The 18,256-nt window shown below is 72.3% G+C and carries 20 protein-coding genes and 1 riboswitch; of the genes, 14 read left to right on the top strand and 6 right to left on the bottom strand.

The genetic code is table 11. From position 1 onward, the window contains the following. From ACFV4F_RS00455 to ACFV4F_RS00440, 4 genes are all read left to right on the top strand, one after another. On the top strand, positions 1–570 hold the full coding sequence (locus ACFV4F_RS00455; protein WP_380499858.1) for a DUF742 domain-containing protein: 570 nt from the start codon (positions 1–3) through the stop codon (positions 568–570). 124 nt (positions 571–694) lie between these two features. Then, positions 695–1,237 (top strand): ATP/GTP-binding protein, encoded by a 543-nt coding sequence (locus tag ACFV4F_RS00450; RefSeq protein ID WP_380499997.1) that lies wholly within the window; start codon positions 695–697, stop codon positions 1,235–1,237. 318 nt (positions 1,238–1,555) lie between these two features. Further along, positions 1,556–1,678 carry a hypothetical protein gene (locus tag ACFV4F_RS00445; protein ID WP_359957652.1) on the top strand — a complete coding sequence of 41 codons (123 nt, stop codon included), beginning with the start codon at positions 1,556–1,558 and terminating at the stop codon, positions 1,676–1,678. Positions 1,679–2,416: 738 nt separating this feature from the next. Next, a complete protein-coding gene (locus ACFV4F_RS00440) occupies positions 2,417–3,004 on the top strand; it encodes a winged helix-turn-helix domain-containing protein (RefSeq protein WP_380437951.1) in 588 nt (195 codons plus the stop codon). Positions 3,005–3,128: 124 nt separating this feature from the next. Here the strand turns inward: ACFV4F_RS00440 and ACFV4F_RS00435 are convergent, their stop codons facing one another. Then, complete coding sequence (locus ACFV4F_RS00435) at positions 3,129–4,118, bottom strand: aldo/keto reductase (protein ID WP_380499857.1); 990 nt, start codon at positions 4,116–4,118, stop codon at positions 3,129–3,131. Between the two features lie 392 nt (positions 4,119–4,510). Here ACFV4F_RS00435 and ACFV4F_RS00430 point away from each other — a divergent pair, with 392 nt between their 5' ends. The 5 genes from ACFV4F_RS00430 (at position 4,511) to ACFV4F_RS00410 (ending at position 8,135) form a co-directional block, all read left to right on the top strand. After that, entirely contained in the window at positions 4,511–5,086 is a 576-nt protein-coding gene (locus ACFV4F_RS00430) for a TetR/AcrR family transcriptional regulator (RefSeq protein ID WP_380437780.1), read from the top strand. A 73-nt stretch (positions 5,087–5,159) separates the two neighbouring features. Continuing rightward, entirely contained in the window at positions 5,160–5,759 is a 600-nt protein-coding gene (locus ACFV4F_RS00425) for a DUF4865 family protein (RefSeq protein WP_380499855.1), read from the top strand. Positions 5,760–5,775: 16 nt separating this feature from the next. Next, positions 5,776–6,387, top strand: a complete 612-nt coding sequence (locus ACFV4F_RS00420) for a carboxymuconolactone decarboxylase family protein (RefSeq protein ID WP_380499853.1) — start codon at positions 5,776–5,778, stop codon at positions 6,385–6,387. Continuing rightward, entirely contained in the window at positions 6,384–7,304 is a 921-nt protein-coding gene (locus tag ACFV4F_RS00415) for a phosphotriesterase (RefSeq protein ID WP_380499852.1), read from the top strand. Before ACFV4F_RS00420 ends, ACFV4F_RS00415 begins: the two co-directional genes overlap by 4 nt. A 171-nt stretch (positions 7,305–7,475) precedes the next feature. After that, on the top strand, positions 7,476–8,135 hold the full coding sequence (locus tag ACFV4F_RS00410) for a Pr6Pr family membrane protein (protein ID WP_380499851.1): 660 nt from the start codon (positions 7,476–7,478) through the stop codon (positions 8,133–8,135). 166 nt (positions 8,136–8,301) lie between these two features. Here the strand turns inward: ACFV4F_RS00410 and ACFV4F_RS00405 are convergent, their stop codons facing one another. Then, positions 8,302–9,066: an SDR family NAD(P)-dependent oxidoreductase gene (locus ACFV4F_RS00405; RefSeq protein ID WP_380499850.1), complete on the bottom strand. Its 765-nt coding sequence runs from the start codon at positions 9,064–9,066 to the stop codon at positions 8,302–8,304. Between the two features lie 138 nt (positions 9,067–9,204). Here ACFV4F_RS00405 and ACFV4F_RS00400 point away from each other — a divergent pair, with 138 nt between their 5' ends. Then, positions 9,205–9,825, top strand: a complete 621-nt coding sequence (locus ACFV4F_RS00400) for a TetR family transcriptional regulator (protein WP_380499849.1) — start codon at positions 9,205–9,207, stop codon at positions 9,823–9,825. 12 nt (positions 9,826–9,837) lie between these two features. On the opposite strand, the gene ACFV4F_RS00395 is transcribed toward ACFV4F_RS00400, so the two are convergent. Continuing rightward, positions 9,838–10,275 (bottom strand): TIGR03618 family F420-dependent PPOX class oxidoreductase, encoded by a 438-nt coding sequence (locus ACFV4F_RS00395; protein ID WP_380499848.1) that lies wholly within the window; start codon positions 10,273–10,275, stop codon positions 9,838–9,840. 230 nt (positions 10,276–10,505) lie between these two features. On the opposite strand from ACFV4F_RS00395, the gene ACFV4F_RS00390 reads away from it, so the two are divergent. Beyond that, the gene (locus ACFV4F_RS00390) at positions 10,506–11,675 is read left to right on the top strand and encodes an alpha/beta hydrolase (protein ID WP_380437796.1); all 1,170 of its coding nucleotides are present in this window, start codon (positions 10,506–10,508) and stop codon (positions 11,673–11,675) included. A 119-nt stretch (positions 11,676–11,794) separates the two neighbouring features. Here the strand turns inward: ACFV4F_RS00390 and ACFV4F_RS00385 are convergent, their stop codons facing one another. After that, positions 11,795–12,124: a MoaF N-terminal domain-containing protein gene (locus ACFV4F_RS00385; protein ID WP_380437798.1), complete on the bottom strand. Its 330-nt coding sequence runs from the start codon at positions 12,122–12,124 to the stop codon at positions 11,795–11,797. Between the two features lie 485 nt (positions 12,125–12,609). Further along, positions 12,610–12,782: riboswitch (cyclic di-AMP (ydaO/yuaA leader) on the top strand. Position 12,783: 1 nt separating this feature from the next. On the opposite strand from ACFV4F_RS00385, the gene ACFV4F_RS00380 reads away from it, so the two are divergent. Beyond that, complete coding sequence (locus ACFV4F_RS00380; RefSeq protein ID WP_380499847.1) at positions 12,784–14,079, top strand: hypothetical protein; 1,296 nt, start codon at positions 12,784–12,786, stop codon at positions 14,077–14,079. Positions 14,080–14,101: 22 nt separating this feature from the next. On the opposite strand, the gene ACFV4F_RS00375 is transcribed toward ACFV4F_RS00380, so the two are convergent. Together ACFV4F_RS00375 and ACFV4F_RS00370 are read right to left on the bottom strand one after the other, a co-directional pair. Next, a complete protein-coding gene (locus ACFV4F_RS00375; protein WP_380437802.1) occupies positions 14,102–14,593 on the bottom strand; it encodes a hypothetical protein in 492 nt (163 codons plus the stop codon). Between the two features lie 277 nt (positions 14,594–14,870). Beyond that, complete coding sequence (locus ACFV4F_RS00370) at positions 14,871–15,668, bottom strand: IclR family transcriptional regulator (RefSeq protein ID WP_380499846.1); 798 nt, start codon at positions 15,666–15,668, stop codon at positions 14,871–14,873. Positions 15,669–15,871: 203 nt separating this feature from the next. Between ACFV4F_RS00370 and aceB the strand changes: the two genes are divergently transcribed. Both aceB and ACFV4F_RS00360 read left to right on the top strand, forming a co-directional pair. Next, entirely contained in the window at positions 15,872–17,521 is a 1,650-nt protein-coding gene (aceB, locus tag ACFV4F_RS00365; RefSeq protein ID WP_380499845.1) for a malate synthase A, read from the top strand. A gap of 175 nt (positions 17,522–17,696) precedes the next feature. Beyond that, positions 17,697–18,098 (top strand): gamma-glutamylcyclotransferase, encoded by a 402-nt coding sequence (locus ACFV4F_RS00360; RefSeq protein ID WP_380437808.1) that lies wholly within the window; start codon positions 17,697–17,699, stop codon positions 18,096–18,098. Positions 18,099–18,256: the final 158 nt, after the last annotated feature.

The raw sequence follows: 18,256 nt of genomic DNA, 5'->3' as shown, positions 1-18,256 counted from the left end.
ATGGCGGATCCGAACGCGGAGGCGGTGGCGGAGCGGGACGAGTCCGTGGCCGCGACGGACGGGGCCGGGCCTGCGGACGCTTCGAGCGCGGACCCTTCGAGTGCGGACGCCGCGGCTGTGGACGTCACGGACGCGGACGAGCCCGCGGACGAGCCCGAGGTGGACCTGTTCCGGCCGCGCACCCCGGTCGACGACCGCTGGTTCGACGACGAAGCCGGCCCGGTGGTGCGGTTGTACTCGATGACCCGCGGCCGCACCCGCCCGGTCGAGGACGGCCTGTTCGACCTCATCTCGCTGATCACCGCCGCCGAGCCCGGACCGGACGCGGGGGCCGTGCCCGCGCACGTGCTCGACCCGGAGCACCAGACCATCCTGGCCTGGTGCCGCCGCGAGCCGCTGTCCGTCGCCGAGCTCGGCTCGTACACCGACCTGCCGGTCAGCGTCGTCCGCGTGCTGCTCGGCGACCTCTACGACGCCGAACTGATCAGCGTCACCCGACCCGTTCCGCTCGCCGAGCTGCCGGACGAGCGCCTGCTGCGAGACGTGATCAATGGACTCCGTGCGCTCTGAGTACCACGCCGGGCACGACACCGGAAACGACACCGGAAGCGACGCCGGGCACCGCGACGGGCCGGCCGCCGGGCCCGACGCCACCGACCCACGCTGGCGCGGCGGTCCGGCCGTCGCGGTCAAGATCCTCGTCGCGGGCGGCTTCGGCGCGGGCAAGACGACGCTGGTCGGTGCGGTCAGCGAGATCCGCCCGCTGCGCACCGAGGAGGAGCTGAGCGAACTCGGCCGCCCGGTGGACGACACCTCGGGCGTGGAAGCCAAGCGCACCACCACGGTGGCGATGGACTTCGGCCGGATCGACCTGAGGCCCGGGCTCGCGCTCTACCTGTTCGGCACGCCCGGTCAGGACCGCTTCTGGTTCGTGTGGGACGAGTTGGCGCGCGGAGCACTCGGCGCCGTGGTGCTCGCGGACACCCGGCGCCTCGCCGACTGCTTCCCCTCGGTGGACTTCTTCGAGCAGCGCGGCATCCCGTTCGTCGTCGCGGTGAACTGCTTCGACGGGACGGACCGCTTCTCGCCCGAGGAGGTGCGGGACGCGCTCGACCTCGACCCGGGCGTCCCGGTGCTGCTGTGCGACGCGCGGCTGCGCGAGGACGGGAAGGACCTGCTGGTCGCCCTCGTCGAGCACGCCGCCACCCGGCCGCGCCGTGCGGCCGCCCGGGCCTGACCCTTCGTCCGTCCCCCTCGTGCGCCCGTTCGTTCGCTCTTTCATTCGCTCCTTCAATCGCTCCCTTTGCCGTTCCCACCGCCATCCCATCGAGCCGGCGTCTCATTTTCGCGTCCGCATCCCGGACGTCCGGCGCGATGAAGGTTGCCTAGACCGGGCCGGCGTGGAAGGCTCTGTGGACGAAGGCCGCCCGGCCATGCCGTCGGGGAGCCCGGATGTGCGTCGGTGCTGACGCGTGTCCGGCAGCAGGCTCTTCGATCACGCACCTTCGGCCCGCAGCCCGCGTCGCCGAGCACGGATCCAGGGGAGGGCAGCAGGATGACCGTCGGTCGGCACACCACCGCGGCCGCGCCCGCCTCCGTCCGCACCCCGGTCCCGTCGGTGCTCACCGCCCGCCGCTACATCGACCACGCGCTGACCTGCAGCGCGTGTTGTCGCTGACCGGCCGGCCCCTCCCCGGTACGCCCGACCCCGCTTGCGGCCCCAGGCCGCTCCGTCCGGCGCACCGTCACCCCGTCGACCAGGCCGGAGCGGCACGCCGGAACCCGGCGTGCCCGCGACCGGCGATCCGGCCCCGCCACGCGGAGAGACCACCTGTGAACCTCGCCTTCCCCACCCCCGCCCCCGGAGCCGCCGGGCGCCCACGCGCCGCCGGGACGTTCCCCGTCGAGCGCGGCGGCGCACCGTCCGGGCGGTCGATCGGGCGGACGAGCGGACAACCGAACGGGCGCTCGCGCACGGTCGGTCACGCAGTCGCGGACGGCCGCTCCGGCCGCTCCCGCCGATCCGGTCGCGCTGACCTGGAGCCGTTCTGGCCCTCCAGGCAGCCGCACCTGTTCGATCAGACGTGTCCGGGTTCGCCCAGCGCGTCCCGGTCCTCCGCCCGCTGATTCCGGACTCCGGATCCCGGACCCGCCGTCCGGATCAGCCCAGGCAGTAGCCCGGTCGACGCGCAGACGACTCCACCCCGTCCGTCACGCGCGAAATGAGCGGCACACCATGTCTTCTTCTTCCACGGCCACCCTGCCCCTGCCCACCGCGACCCCGCACCTGCGCGCGGTCCGCTCGGTCCAGCCCGTTCCGTCCGTCCAGTCCGTTCCCGCTGTTCCGTCCGTTCCGTCGGTTCCGTCCGGGATCGTCAACTCCCAGGTCCGGGCCGCGCGTTCGGTGCCTCCGTACGTGCTCCCGCCCCGGCCCGCCCCGGCGGTCGCTCCGGCCGCGGTGCCTCCGGCGCCGCCGCAGTCGCTGCTGGCGGCGCTGCCGGAAGGCGCCTCCGTGGTCGCGGCGCTGCCCCAGGGCGCGCTGCCGCACACCCTCCTCGCCCAGTACGGTGCGCAGTTCGGCGACCCGGCCGGGCGGCCGATGGTCGGGTACCTGGTGCTCGTGCCCGCGGAGAACCCGGCCGGCGCGGGTTCGACCGTGGTGGGTTCGGCCGGCGGCCCGGCCGGCTCGTCGGCCGCCCGACCGGTCCGCCCGGCGGGCCGGGGCATCACCGTCGACAACGAGCGGCGCAACGCGTACGTGGACGGGCGGCTGCTCGACCTCACGTACCTGGAGTTCGAACTGCTCGCCCACCTCACGGAGCACCCGCAGCGGGTGCACACCCGTGACCACCTGGTCTCCGCCGTGTGGGGCTACGGCCACGTCGGCGACGGTCGGACGGTGGACGTGCACGTGGCCCGTCTGCGGCGCAAGCTCGGATCGGCCTACCGCGACACGATCGTGACGGTCCGCCGGGTCGGCTACAAGTACACGCCGGTGGCATGAGGGGCCGCCCGCTCCGGAGGCCGACGGCGAACAGCTGACAGAGAACAGCTGACAGGGAACAGATAACAGACGACAGATAACAGATTTTGAAATCTGTTATCTGTCGTCTGTCACCCGCCCGCCGTCACCGGCTCAGTCGGTCGATCTCCGCGAGCTCCTCCGCAGTCAGCGGGCCGCCGTTCAGCGCGTCGATGTTCTGGTCCAGTTGCGCGACGCTGCTCGCCCCGATGATCACCGACACCACGCGCGGGTCGCGCAGCACCCAGCAGAGGGCGAGCTGGGCGAGCGTCTGCCCGCGTCCCTCGGCGACCTTGGCGAGCGCCCGGAGCTGCTCCAGGCGCGTCCCGTCGAGGGCCTTCTCGCTCAGGAACTTCCCGACCGACATCCGCGACCCGGCCGGCACGTCGCCGGACAGGTAGCGGTCCGTCAGGAGGCCCTGTGCGAGCGGGGAGTAGGCGATCAGACTGGTCTGGGTGTCGCCGACGGCGTCCAGGACGCCCTCCTCCACGGACCGGTTGAGGATCGAGTACGCCGACTGGTTCATCAGCACCGGCGTCCCCAGCTCGCGCAGGATCGCCACCGCCTCCCGGTGCTGCTCCGCCGGGTAGTTGGAGATGCCCGCGTACAGCGCCTTCCCCGAGCGGACCGCGCTGTCCAGCGCGCCCATCGTCTCCTCGATCGGGGTCTCCGGGTCGTACCGGTGCGAGTAGAAGACGTCGACGTAGTCGAGCCCCATCCGCCCGAGCGACTGGTCCAGGCTGGCCAGCAGGTACTTGCGGCTGCCGCCGTTGCCGTACGGACCCGGCCACATGTCCCAGCCGGCCTTGGTGGCGATGAACAGCTCGTCCCGGTACGGGTGGAGGTCCTGCGCGAAGAGGTACCCGAAGTTGCGCTCCGCGCTGCCGTACGGCGGGCCGTAGTTGTTCGCCAGGTCGAAGTGGGTGATCCCGCGGTCGAAGGCGCGGCGCAGCACCGCCCGCTGGACGTCCAGGGGTTGGGCGTCGCCGAAGTTGTGCCAGAGGCCGAGCGAGACGGCGGGCAGCTGTACGCCGCTGCGTCCGGCCTTGCGGTAGGTCATCGAGCCATAGCGGTCATCCGAGGCGAGGTAGCTCATGCCGGACATCTTGCCAGCCGGTGCGCGTGGATCAAGGCCTTGCCCGCCCCCCTGCTCGCTGCCCGCGCCCTGGTCGCCGCCCGCACCCCGCCCCTGGCCACCGTCTGCGCCCCCGCCCCCGGGGTCGCTTGCACCCGCCGTGGCAGTGCCCGTGCATGACACGGCGTGACGTGACGCGTGCCACCGGCATGGGCGGAATGCCGGCAGGCGGTGCGGGGGATGACGATCGGGCGAGGGAATGCGGGTGAGGGAATGCGGGCGAGGGGCCGTGGCCGCCGGGGGGCGGCGCACGGCCCTCGGTCGTCTGGGGGGCGGGTGTGCCGCCATGGCGGAGGAAACGCCGAGGGGAAACCACTGGCGCTCTGTACCTACTGGTATGTACAGTGATCCACATGGCAACCCAGGACCGTCTCATCGAGAGCACCCAGGAGCTCCTCTGGGAGCGCGGCTACGTCGGCACCAGCCCCAAGGCCATCCAGCAGCGCGCCGGCGTCGGCCAGGGCAGCATGTACCACCACTTCACCGGCAAGCCCGACCTGGCCGCGGCCGCCCTGCGCCGCAGCGCCGAGGAGATGCGCGCCGTCGCGGAGGCCGACCTCGTCTCCCCGGGCAGCGCCTACGACCGCATCGCCGCCTACCTCCACCGCGACCGCGACGTGCTGCGCGGGTGCCGGATCGGACGGATGGCGCAGGACCCGGACGTCATCGCCGACCCGCAGCTGCGGGCGCCGGTCGAGGAGACGTTCGACTGGCTCCGCGGGCGGATCGCCGAACTCGTCGCCGAGGGCCAGGCGGCGGGTGAGCTCGTCCCCGGCGTCGACCCGGTCGACACCGCGGCCGCGCTGGTCGCGGTCGTCCAGGGCGGCTACGTGCTCGCCCGCGCGGCCGACCGCGCCGAGCCCTTCGAGCAGGCCGTCCGCGGCGCCCTCGCCCTGCTCGCGGCCCAGCGGACGAACCGAACGGCCTGAGACCGGATCCGGACCGCGGGCGGGCCCCGCAAGCGCCCGTCCCGATCAAGCCGCCCACGGAGGAGAACCACCCGTGCACGCCATGCAGTACGAGATCACCCTCCCCGCCGAGTACGACATGGGGATCATCCGCAAGCGCGTCGCCGAGCGGGGCCACCTCCTCGATGCCCACCCCGGCCTGGGCCTCAAGGCGTACCTGGTCCGGGAACGCGGGCGCGACGGCTCGCCGGTCAACCAGTACGCGCCGTTCTACCTGTGGCGGACGGCCGAGGGCATGAACGGCTTCCTCTGGGGCCCCGGCTTCCGTGGCCTCAGCGCCGACTTCGGCCGTCCCGCCGTCAGGCACTGGCTCGGTGCCGGGCTCGCGCGAGGGCCCGTGACCGCCGGGCCTGCCGTGCCCGGTGCGGACGGACCGGCCACCGCCACCCGCCGGACCGTCCGCCTCTCCGAGACCGCCGATCCCGCCGAGGCCGTCGAGCAGGCCCTCGCCGACCTGCCCGACCACCCCGCGCTGCACACCGCAGCCGTCGCGGTCGACCCGAGCCGGTGGGAGCTGCTCCAGATCGCCCTCTGGCGCGGCGAAGTCCCCGACGGCGCGCCCGGCACCCGCTACCGGGTGCTGCACCTGTCCCGGCCCGAACTCGACCGGCTCCCCGCCGGTCGCCACTGGTGAAAGGATTCGCCACCCCATGACCACCGCGCCCGAGTCCCTCGCGTCCCAGTCCTTTGCGCCCGACCCACTCGCCCCCGAGTCCCTGGTGCCCGCCGACCTCGCTCCCGCTCCGCTTGATCGCGAGGCCGGTTACGCCCTGCTCGCCGACCTCGCGGGGCCGGCCGCCGTGTCGACCCTCGCCGGCCTCGACGGTCTGGCCCCGGGTTTCGCCGACTGGATCGTCACCGCCCTGTTCGGCGGCACCTACCAGCGCCCCGGCCTCGCCCTGCGCGACCGTCAGGTCGCGAACCTGGCCGCGCTCACCGCCCTCGGCGGCGTCGAGCCGCAGCTCGCCGACCACGTCCGCAACAGCCTGCGGATCGGGATGACGCGTGAGGAGATCACCGAGGTGATCGTCCACCTGGCACCCTACGTCGGGGTCCCGAAGGCCCTGGCCGGCCTGCGCGTTGCCACCGCGACCTTCGCCGAGGCGCCGCAGGCGCAGCCGACGCAGCGGTCGCAAGCGGTGCAGACGGTGGAGACGCCACAGGCGGCATCGCCCGCCCAGGACCAGGACCAGGACCCGGACCAGGACCAGGGCCAGGACATCGCGCAGGGCCAGGATATACAGCGGGAGGCCGGCGCGTGACCGCCACCGTCCGCACGGTCCTGGGCGACGTCGACCCCGCCGAGCTCGGCGTCACCGACTCCCACGACCACCTGTTCATCCGAAGCCCGCTGCTTCCCGGCGAGGAACTGGACGACCCGGCCGCCGCGGAGGAGGTCCTGCGCTCCTTCGCCGCCGGCGGCGGCCGGACCTTCGTCCAGTGGACCCCGCACGGGATGGGACGCGGTGCCGACGCGCTCGCCCGCCTCTCGCGCACGACCGGCGTCCACGTCGTCGCCGCCACCGGAATGCACCAGGCGGTCCACTACGGCGAGGACGCCGGCGGTCTCTCCGCCCGGTACGACGGACTCGCCGAACGCTTCGTCACCGAGCTGACCACCGGGCTCCCGGGCGCTCCCGAGGGCGTCCGAGCCGGGCTGATCAAGGTCGCGTGCGACGTGGGCCCCAGCAGCACGCACACCCGTCTGGTCATGGCGGCCGCCGCCGAGGCCCATCACGCCACCGGCGCCCCGATCGCCGTCCACCTCGAGCCCGGCGGCGACCCGTACTTCGTGCTGCTCTGGCTCCACGACCGCCACCGGGTCCCGGTCGACCGGATCGTCCTCGGGCACCTCACCCGCCTGCCCGACGTCCGGCTGCACCGCGAACTCGCCGACGAGGGCGTCTACTTGGCCCTGGACAGCCCCTCGCGGGCCGGCCACCCGGAGGACCACCAGGCCTTCGACCTCATCGCGGGCCTCGTCGACGCCGGCCACGCCGACAGGCTGCTCCTCGGCGCCGACACGACCACCCGCACCGCCCGCCGGGCCGGCGGCCCCAGCCGGCTGCTCACCGATCTCGCACCGCGCCTCGGCCGCACGTTCGGCCCCGAGCTGCCCGAACTGCTCCTCACGGCCAACCCGGCGGCCGCCTTCGCCACCGACTGGCGCACCCCCTGAGGCCGGTGCCCCCTTCCGTCCTGCCGTCCTTCCTGCCGTCCTTCCTGTTGTCCTTCCGACCGGCTCCGAGGCCGGCTCTCCTGCCATCTCTCCTGTGGCCGACTCCGCCCACCCGGGTTTCAATCCGAGTACCCCGACGGACCACGCCACCTCCAGAGAGGCGGATCGACGATGCACTCCTGGCTCGCTCCCGCCCGGCTCGCCGTCGCCGTGCTCGCGGCCGTCGCCCTCGGTTTCTCCGGCTATCACGCGGCGACCGGTTCCACCGGGGTGGTGAACTACTTCGGTTACTTCACCATCCTCAGCAACGCGGTCGCGGTCGTCGTCCTGGCGCTCGGTGGACTGGCGGGCCTGACCGGCCGCCGCCCCGTGCCCGACCCGGTGCGCGGGGCGGTCGTGCTCTACCTGGTGATCACCGGACTGGTGTACGGCACGGTCCTCGCCAAGTACCCGGACCAGCTGACGATCCCGTGGGTCAACGACGTGCTCCACCGCGTCATGCCGCTCGCCGTGCTCGCCGACTGGCTGATCGACCCGCCGGCGCGCCGCCTGCGCCCGAGGGCAGGGTTGTGGTGGCTGGGCTTCCCGCTGCTCTACCTGGGTTACACACTGCTCCGGGGCTGGGCCGTCGACTGGTATCCGTACCCGTTCCTCGACCCCGGCGTGCATGGCGGGTACCGGCGGGTGGCCGGCGCGTGCGCCCTGGTGGCGGCGGCGTTCGTCGTGGTCGGGGCGGCGATCCTGGCGGTCGGCAACGCGCTCGCCGCCCGCCGCGACGCCCGTCACGGCACCGCGCAGCGAGGCCGCCGCGCCCACGCCAGGACGACCTGAATGCATCAGGACGACCCGAACGCACCAGGGCGGCCTGAACGCACCAGGACAACCTGAAACCGACGAACAGCTGACAGATAACAGATTTCGAAATCTGTTATCTGTCAGCTGTTATCTGTCATCCGCCGGCCGTCACTCCCGCACTCCCGCACTCCGGCCCGCCGGCTCACATGTGGGTGCCGCCGTCGATGCGGATCTCGGTGCCCGTGACGAACGCGCCGTCGTCCGACGCCAGCATCGCGATGACGCCCGCCACGGTCTCCGGCCCCGCGAAACCCTGGCCGATGGCGGGGGCGAGCTTGGTGAACAGGCTGAAGTCGGCGTCGGCCGGCAGGCCCGGGTTGTTGGTCATGCCGCTGTCGATGCTGCCCGGCGCCACGCACACCGCGCGCAGCCCCTGCTTCGAGTACTCCGACGCGATGGCGTGCGTGAAGGACTGGATGCCGCCCTTGGTCGCGGCGTAGGCGGCCATGTACGGGTGGGCGAAACTCGCCGACGTGGAACTGAAGTTGACCACCACACCGCCGCCGCTCGCGAGCAGCGCCGGAAGCGCCTCGCGGGTCATCAGGAAGGTGCCGGTCAGGTTGACCGCGAGGAGTTTGTTCCAGAACTCCAGGCTGGTCTCGTGGGTGTGCGAGGAGCGCAGGATCCCGGCCGCGTTGACCAGGACGTCGAGCCCGCCGAGGTACGCGACTGCCTCCGCGACGCCCGCCACGACGGCGCCTTCGTCCGAGATGTCCAGCACCGCGGTGGTGAGCCGGCCGGCGGTGCCGTCGGCGGTCGCGCGGTCCGCGGTGCTCCGCAGGCCGTCCGCGCTGACGTCGACCGCGACGACCTTGCCGCCCTCGGCGAGGATCCGGTGCACGGTGGCCTGGCCGATGCCCGAGCCGCCGCCGGTGATCAGGACGTTCCGTCCGCTGAAGCGCTCCATGGTGGTTCTCCGTTCGTTCCCGTGGTCTCTCGACCTCTAGAGGCACGGTACGCCCAAGTGGCATAACGTGCCAATAAGTCTCGACATGCCGCCACGGCGTGAGCTGCCTCCCTGGCACGGGACGCGTACGCTGAGCCCGTGACCGGACGCCCTTCCCTGACCCAGCGCCGCCGCGAAGCCACCCGGCTGGACATCGCCCGCACCGCCGCCGCGCTCTTCGCCGAACGGGGCGCCGAGGCGACCACCGCCGAGGAGATCGCCAACGCTGCGGGCATCTCGCTGCGCACCTTCTACCGGTACTTCTCGGTCAAGGAGGACGCCGTCGCCCCACTGCTCGCGGCCGGCGGGCGGCGCTGGGTGGAACTGTTCGCGGAAAGCTCCGCCGACCTCCCGGTGCGCGAGGCGCTGGAGCGCTCGGCGGTCGCCTCGCTGACCCCGGCCGACGAGCCTGCCGCCGAGGCCATGCACTGGACCCGCAGCCTGCTGCGCGACCCCCGTCTCGCGAGCACCTGGCAGCGCGTGCACGCCGACTCCGAGGAGCGGCTGCGCGGCGTCCTGGCCGACCGCTGCCCGGAGGGCGCGGACGCGCTGGAGATCCGCCTGGCCGCCGCTGCGGCGACCGCCGCGATCCGGGTCGCCCTGGAGGAGTGGGCCCTCTCCGACGCCCCCGCGACGGGCCCGGGTTCACCTCAGGAGCTTGGCGCCCGCTGCATGCGCGAACTCACCGGGGGGCTGCGACTGTGGAGCCGGGTGCCGTGAGCAGGCTGTGCGTCAGTGGTCCTCGAAGGCCGCGGCCGGCAGGGGTTCGACGCCGACGACGCGGCGGATGCGGGTGGGCTGGATGAGGACGGTGACGCGCCGCTCGCCGGGGATGCGCCACTCGTAGCGCTCCGCGCCGAGGTACTTGCGGGCGAGATCGTCCATCCGGCGGTCGGCGCGCTCGCCGGTCACGAACCCGACGGCGCGGCCGTGGAGCTGGACCCGGTCGTACGGATCGGCCAGGTCGGCGTTGGAGAGGCAGACGCGCGGGTCGCGGCGCAGGTTCCGCTCCTTCGTGCGGCCGATGGCCGTGTTGAACAGGACGAGGTCGCCCTCCAGGTCCACCCACATCGGGGTGACGTGCGGGGCGCCCTCGGCGTCCGTGGTCGCCACGTACCAGATCCGCGGCTCGCGAACCCGAGCCCGGATCTCCTCGTTCCAGCCGCCCACCGCGCCACCTCCAGGGATCCCCGATCACCTGACGTTCTATCAGGTTCGGCTCGGCGAGATGACAGCTTTCAGATGACAGATTTCAAACTCTGTTATCTGAAAGTTGTCATCCGTCACCCGGAACCCCGGCCCGCTAGGGTGGAAGATCGCGTCCCGACGGGGAACCGGGGAGGTGCCCCGGATGTCCTAGCGGCGGGGGTGTGAGTTCGAGGCGTGGGAGCAAGTAGGACATGGGTCTGACGAGCCACAAGGTGTTGGCGCTGACCGTATTGATCGCCGTCGTGATGATGGCCGCCACGGTCTGGCTGTGGCCCAGACTCGCGAGGAAGACCTGGCAGGCGGTGCTCGGCCGGATCGGCACGCTGCTCGCCACCCAGTTCACCGTGCTCGCCGCGCTCGGCCTCGTCGCCAACAACTACTTCTCCTTCTACAGCAGCTGGGACGACCTGCTCGGCACCGGCGGTGACAACGGCCCGGTGGTGATCCACAACAAGGCGGACGCCTCCGGCCGCCTGCTCGTGGAGACGATCGGCCACGCCTCCGTCCAGGGCGGCGGCGCGATGGGCCGCGAGCCCGCCAAGTCCGGCGAGATCCGCAAGGTCCGGATCGACGGCAAGCTCACCCGGCTGTCCACGGAGGGCTACGTCTACCTGCCGCCGCAGTACTTCCAGCCCGAGTACGCGCAGCGCCAGTTCCCGGCCGTGATCGTCAGCACCGGTTTCCCCGGGCAGGCCGAGAACCTGATCACTCGGTTCAACTACCCGGGCGCGGCGCTCAAGCTGCTCCAGGAGGGGAAGATGCAGCCGACCGTCATGGTCCTCATGCGTCCCTCGCCCGCCCTCCCGCAGGACACCGAGTGCGAGGACATCCCCGGTGGCGCGCAGTCCGACACGTACTTCACCAAGGACGTCCCCTCGGCGATCCAGGCGAGCTTCCGGGTCTCCGCCGACCCGCAGGCGTGGGCCTTCATGGGCAACTCCACCGGCGGCTACTGCGCGGTCAAGCTCGCCATGCGCCACCCGGAGGTCTTCCCGACCGCCGTCTCCCTCTCCGGCTACTACCGTGCCGCCGAGGACCCGACCACCGGCGACCTCTTCGGCGGCAGCCGGCAGCGCCGGGACGAGGCCGACCTGATGTGGAGGCTCAAGAACCTGCCGCAGCCCAAGGCGGCCGTTCTGCTGGCGGGCACGAAGCAGGGTGACGGCGACTACAAGCACGACACCGAGGCGTTCATCGACGCGGTGCAGAGCCCCGGCCCGATGAAGGTCTCGTACAGCATGCTGGAGACCGGCGGCCACAACTTCGAGACGTGGAGCAAGCTGCTGCCGTCCTCGCTGGAGTGGCTGTCCGAGCACCTCAAGGTCCCGAACCAGCCGAATCAGCCGGCCCCCGCAGCCTGAAGCCGGCCTTCGTAGGCTGACAGCCGGTTCCCGCAGCCGGATGGTCCCCGTGGTCCGACTCGCTGCAGCCGGCCGGTTCCCGCAGCCCGACGGTCGCCGGCCTCGCGGACCGGCCGGCCTCAGGCCACCCGCTCCAGCGTCCCCGTGTGGAGCTCGCCGACCCGGCCGCCCTCGCCCTCGAAGGTCCAGAACGCGCGCACCGTCAGCCGGACCAGGTCCATCACGTGGCTGACGGTGATGCCGCTCTGCTCCGTCCAGCTGACGAAGTACACCTCGGGCGCGACCTCGGCGACGTGGAGCGCCACGTCCTCCCACTGGCCCGCCGACTCGCCGAGGCCCTCCCAGCGCAGCCGCTTGCCGTCGGCCGAGTAGGCGTTGCGGAAGGCCGCGCCGTTGTCGGCCCGGAAGAGGTAGGTGCGGCCGGCGAAGGCGGGCAGGGGCGCGGTCATGGTGCGGCGGTTCCTCGTCTCTGCGGGAGGGGGCGCGGTGCTCTTGTGCACGACGGTGGATGTCGGACCTCCAATTTATCCGATCGGGCGAGCTCGCACGCCACTGCCAGTGAAGACGCACCCCCGTCACCGTCACCACGCAGGGCCCGCCAGGGCACCGCCCACCATCGGGTGACACCGACACCGACACCGGCACCGCGACGGTCGGCGGCGCCCGGCTGCTCGGCGGGCGCGACCGCCTCGAACCCGCCGGGGCGCCGGACGCCGGGGTCCGGATCGGCGCCCGGCCCGCCCGATCATCGACGGCCCGCCGGGACACCGGCCAACTGATCCACTGCGCACCGTAGTTGATCGACACGACTGTGAGCTGCGCGACAACCGGCCGAGACGAGTTGTCCGTTCACGGACCGACTGCCTAGCCTGCAACGGCGTCCGCCCTCGCGGACCCCGCCGCCGGGACGCCGAGTCCCGTCCACCCGACGGCGGGCAACCGAGCACCACAGCGGACGGGAGCGGGGGAACCAAGGTCAGCGCCACGACCCGGCACGCCCTCGCGCGTGCCGGCCGCGGCTTGGGGTGAAGCCGTTCCCACCGGCGGCCGGGCGACCTCTCAGTCCGAACCCGACAGCTCACCTCGCAGGCGTCGCAGAGGACACCCCATGCACAAGCCTGCCCGGCGCCCCGCGCCCCGCCACGCCCGCCCGTCCCACCGCGGCCGCACCGCCGCCCTCGCCGCCACCGGCGCGCTCGCCATCACCGGCGCCGGCCTGTTCGGCCTCCAGTCCGCGCCCGGCGCCCAGGCCGCCACCGGTCCGACCGTCACCCAGGACCGGCTCGCCCCGGCCACGATGGTCGCCGGCCGGGCCGCCACCGCGACCCTCACCGTCCACTCCTCGTCCTGCTTCACCGCCAAGACCGTCGGTGTCGGCGTGCGCGACGCGGCCGGCAACAACCTCGACTTCCCCGGCAACGCCAGCAATGTGCCGATCTGCCCGTGGAGCTACACCTTCACCAGTGGCGCGCGCGCCCTGCCGGCCGGCACCTACACCCAGTTCGGGTTCTGGCAGGACTTCGGCGGCGCCTGGCACAACCTGCCGTCGCAGCAGCTCGTCGTCTCCAGCACCCCAGCCCCGACCACCACCCCGTCGGCCACCCCGTCGGCCACGCCCACCCCCACCCCCACGCCCACCCAGGCACCCACCCAGACGCCCACCCAGACCCCGAGCGCCACCGCCACCCCGAGTACCCCGGCGCCGTCCTCCCCGATCGCCGGCAAGTCGCTGACCTGGTCCGACGAGTTCAACGGCCCGATCAACTGGGGCCAGCGCTGGGTCGGCGACAAGAGCACCGCGTACAAGTACGGCAACCACAACCCGGACGACAACAAGCTCGACTGGCTGGACCCGAACAACGTCAGCGTGGCCAACGGCGTCGCCACCTTCACCGCCACCCCCGGCAGCAACACGCTGGAGAACGGCAAGCAGTCCTGGAACACCGGCTTCCTCACCACCGAGGGCTCCAGCGAGGGCTTCCAGGTCAAGACCGGCGACTACGCCGAGACCCGGGTCAAGCTGCCGGCCGGCTCCGGCGCCTGGCCGGCCCTGTGGACCTGGAAGAACGGCAACGGGGAGGTCGACTCCTTCGAGTACCACCCCGACAACCCGAACCTCCTGGAGCTGACCAACCACGTCAACCCGGGCAACTTCGACTACTACACCAACGCGAGCGCCGTCGCGAAGGACCAGTGGGTGACCATCGGCACGTACTACGGCGCCACCTCGGTGGACTGGTACGTCAACGGCGTGAAGGTGTTCTCGGACGGCAAGGGCGTCGGCGCGAACTTCTCGGCGTACCTGATCCTCAACCTGTCGGTGTGCGCGGGGCAGTACCACCCCGCGCCGCAGGGGACCGCCCCGATCACCTTCGCCGCCGACTACGTCCGCGTGTACCGGTAGCCGTCACCGGCCGTAGCGGACCTCAACCGGCAGCCGTCTCGACGACCCTGATGTCGAACGGCTGCCGGTTGTTGCGCGGGTGCCGGTCGTCCGGGCTGATCACCGTGACCTTCCCGCCGGTCAGCAGGCCCGTATGCGCCATGGGGGAGATCCGCACCGTGACGAGCGCGGTCGCGCTGCGTCCCTCGGGCAGGCCGGGGCCGAAGGTGCAGCGCACCTCGCGGCCCAGGAACGCCTCGCAGTTCTCGGGGAAGTACGGGCCCACGGCCGTCACCTCCTCCGGCAGGGTGACGATCACGGTGAAGGGCGAGGCGGTGGTGTCCGGGCCGAGGTTGGCGACGAAGGCGTGCACGGTCGTGGTGCCGCCGGGCGGCGCGGGGCTGGGGTCGAGCCGGACGACCTCCAGGTCGGAGTCGGACAGCGCCGCGGCCCGGCTCTCCGGCGCGAGCTGCACTGCCGGACGGGGGTCGGGCCGCTGCCCGGCCCACGACGGGACGGCGGTCAGCGTCGCCACCGCACAGCCTGCCGCCACGGCCACCGTCAGCCACGTCCCGCTCCGTGTCGCGTTCCCCGTCCTGCCGCGAAGCCTCTTGCGCCTGCGCTCCATCGCCGTTCACCATGCCCTCGTGCTCCGGCCGCCTGCGCTGTCGCGGGCCGCGTCCGCACCAGGGTGGCCGAGCGGCGGGCGGCCGTCGCCGCGCCCCGCCCTCCGTCCGCTCGAACGGAGGAACGCGTGCGCAGGAAGTCGACCAGTCCGACTTCCTGCGCATGACACCTCAACTGACCACCCATCAGGGTGCGAGGACCTGCCCGAGCCGGGCCGCGATCTTGTGCATCACCGGGACGAGCGAGGCCGCGCCGTCCTGCTGCTCCAGCGCCCGGATGCGGGCCTCGGGGCCGGAGACCGACAGCGCCGTCGGCGTCGGCGCGCCCGGGACGGCGAGCGCGATGCAGCGCACCCCGATCTCCTGCTCCTGGTCGTCGACGACGTACCCGCGCTCGCGCGCCTCGGCGAGCTGGTGCAGCAGCTCCTGCGGGTCGGTGACGGTGTACTCGGTGTGCGCGGGCAGCGTGTTGGGGCCGAGTATGGCGCGCGCCTCCTCCTCGGGGAGCTGGGCGAGCAGCGCCTTGCCGACGCCGGTGCAGTGCGGCTGCACCCGCCGGCCGACCTCGGTGAACATCCGCATCGAGCGGCGCGACTGCACCTGCCCGACGTAGACCACTTCGCCGCCCTCCAGGACCGCGAGGTTCGCGGTCTCGCCGGTGGCCTCCATCAGCTCGGCCAGGTAGGGGCGGGCCCAGCTGCCGAGCAGGCGCCCGGCGGTCTCGCCGAGCCGGATCAGCCGGGGGCCGAGGGTGTAGCGGCGGGCGGTGTCCTGGCGGACGTAACCCTGTTGCACGAGGGTACGTACCAGGCGGTGGATGGTCGGCATCGGCAGGCCGGAGGTGGTGGAGAGCTCGCTGAGCGTCGCCACGCCGCCGGAGTCGGCCAGCGCCTCCAGGAGCTGGAAGGCGCGTTCGACGGACTGCACGCCGCTGCTCGCGCGGTCGGCGCCCGTCGTCGATGCTGTGTCGGGGGTCGCAACCACCGGCGTTCCCTTCGCTGTCGGGGAGGAGTAGAGTCCCGGCGATCACATCAACAAACCGTTGAAATTCTGTATCGCGGAAACTAGTCTCCACCTTACAGAATCGAATGCGCCGACAGGTGGGTTCGGATCAAGGAAGTTCCCCAAAGGAAGCTCCCACCGGAGCTCCCTTCGCCAGGCTCAACCGTCTTAGGAGTGTCCTGCTCATGGCCACAGATCAGGGACCCGGCGTCTCCCCCGCCGCTCCGGTCGTCACTGTCGCCGGTCCGCGCGTCCACCGGGCGGAGGAGGTGCTCACTCCGGAGGCGGTCGCCTTCGTCGTCGGCCTCCACCGCGCGTTCGAGGGCCGCCGGCAGGAACTCCTCGCCCGGCGGAAGACCCGGCGCGCCGAGATCGCGCAGGCGGGCACGCTCGACTTCCTCCCGGAGACCGCCGACGTCCGCGCCGGCGACTGGAAGGTCGCCGAGGCGCCGCGCGCCCTCCAGGACCGCCGCGTCGAGATCACCGGCCCCACGGACCGGAAGATGGTCATCAACGCCCTCAACTCCGGCGCGCGGATCTGGCTCGCCGACTTCGAGGACGCGACCTCCCCGACCTGGGAGAACGTCGTCAGCGGCCAGGTCAACCTGATCGACGCCTACGAGGGCCGGATCGACTTCACCAGCGACGCCGGCAAGGCCTACACCCTCAAGCCCGCCGCCGAACTCGCCACCGTCGTGGTCCGCCCGCGCGGCTGGCACCTCGACGAGAACCACCTGCTCGTCGACGGCGTCCCGGTGGCCGGCGCGTTCTTCGACTTCGGCCTGTACTTCTTCCACAACGCGGCCCGGCTGCTCGCCAAGGGTCCGGAGGACCCCAACTCCGGCCCGTACTTCTACCTCCCGAAGACCGAGAGCCACCTCGAAGCCCGGCTCTGGAACGACGTGTTCACGCACGCCCAGGCGCAGCTCGGCATCCCGCACGGCACCGTCCGCGCCACCGTCCTGATCGAGACCATCACCGCCGCGTTCGAGATGGACGAGATCCTCTACGAGCTGCGCGACCACGCCGCCGGACTCAACGCCGGCCGCTGGGACTACCTGTTCTCGATCGTCAAGAACTTCCGCGACGCCGGCGAGCACTACATCCTGCCGGACCGCAACAGCGTCACCATGGCCTCGCCGTTCATGGCCGCCTACACCCGCCTGCTGGTGCAGACCTGCCACAAGCGCGGCGCCCACGCGATCGGCGGCATGGCCGCGTTCATCCCCAGCCGCAAGGACCCCGAGGTCAACGCGGCCGCCCTGGAGAAGGTCAGGGCCGACAAGGACCGCGAGGCCGGCAACGGCTTCGACGGCTCCTGGGTCGCCCACCCGGACCTCGTCCCGGTCGCCCGCGCCTCCTTCGACGCCGTGCTCGGCGAGCGGCCCAACCAGAAGGACAACCCCGGGCCGTCCGAGCCGGTCACCGCCGCCCAGCTGCTCGACATCGCCGGCGCCGGCGGCACCTGCACCCACGCGGGGCTGCACAACGCCGTCCAGGTCGGCGTCCGCTACATCGAGGCGTGGCTGCGGGGCCTCGGCGCCGTCGGCATCTTCAACATGATGGAGGACGCCGCCACCGCCGAGATCTCCCGCTCGCAGATCTGGCAGTGGATCCACAACGGCGTCGTGCTCTCCGACACCGGCGAGAAGGCCACCGCCGAGCTGGTGCGCGGCCTGGTCGCCACCGAGCTGGCCGAGCTCCGCGCCGAGCTGGGCGAGGCCGGGTACGCCGGCGGGCGCTGGCGCGAGGCCGCCCAGCTCTTCGAACAGGTCGCCCTGGCCGAGGAGTTCGCGGACTTCCTGACCCTGCCCGCGCTGCCCCTGCTGGGCTGATCCCAAGCTATCCGCCGGTGCCACCGCCGCACGCCTGCCGCGGTGGCGCATGCCGGCGGGCCACTACTCCGTTCCGTACGGCGACGAATCCACCTGTCCTCTCGTCGCCGTGCGGAACGGCCTTTTTTGCCACGGCCCCTTTGCCGTGGTCCTTGTTCTCGTGAGGAGTTCACCCATGGCACGCATTTTCTTCAACGGCCAGGCGATGGCCGGCGGACCGTTCCACGCCAAGGTCGCCGACGCGCTGATCGGGCCGGCCCGGACCGCCCCCGGCTACCGCTTCTTTTCCATCGACCACAGCGGCGGGACGGACGTCTGCCCGGGGCTGCTGGCGGACCCGGACGTGGACAGCGCGATCGATGGCGAGCTGTACGACATCAGCCTGGAGCGCCTGCGGGACGTCATCCTGCCCGGGGAGCCGCGTGAACTGGAGCTCGGCGTGATCGAGCTGGAGGACGGCTCCGCGTGCCTGTCGATGCTGCTCGCCCGCGGGGAGCTGGAGCGCGGCGTCCACCGCGAGATCACCCACCACGGCGGGTGGCGCGCCTACCTGGCGACGCTGGGGCGCACGGCCTGACCAAGCCTGACCAAACCTGACCGGCCTGACGGCCTGACCAGCCTGACGGCTGCGGGGGCTGTTCTAGGGGCCGACAGCAGACGGACAACCAAAGACGGATAACAGCGAACAGATAACAGATGACAACTTTCGTCATCTGTTATCTGTTCGCTGTTATA

Origin of the sequence: Kitasatospora sp. NPDC059722 (assembly GCF_042733235.1) — a bacterium.
GTDB lineage: Bacteria > Actinomycetota > Actinomycetes > Streptomycetales > Streptomycetaceae > Kitasatospora.
The sequence above is the reverse complement of the archived record's forward strand: the minus strand, read 5'-3'. Positions and strand labels throughout refer to the sequence as shown.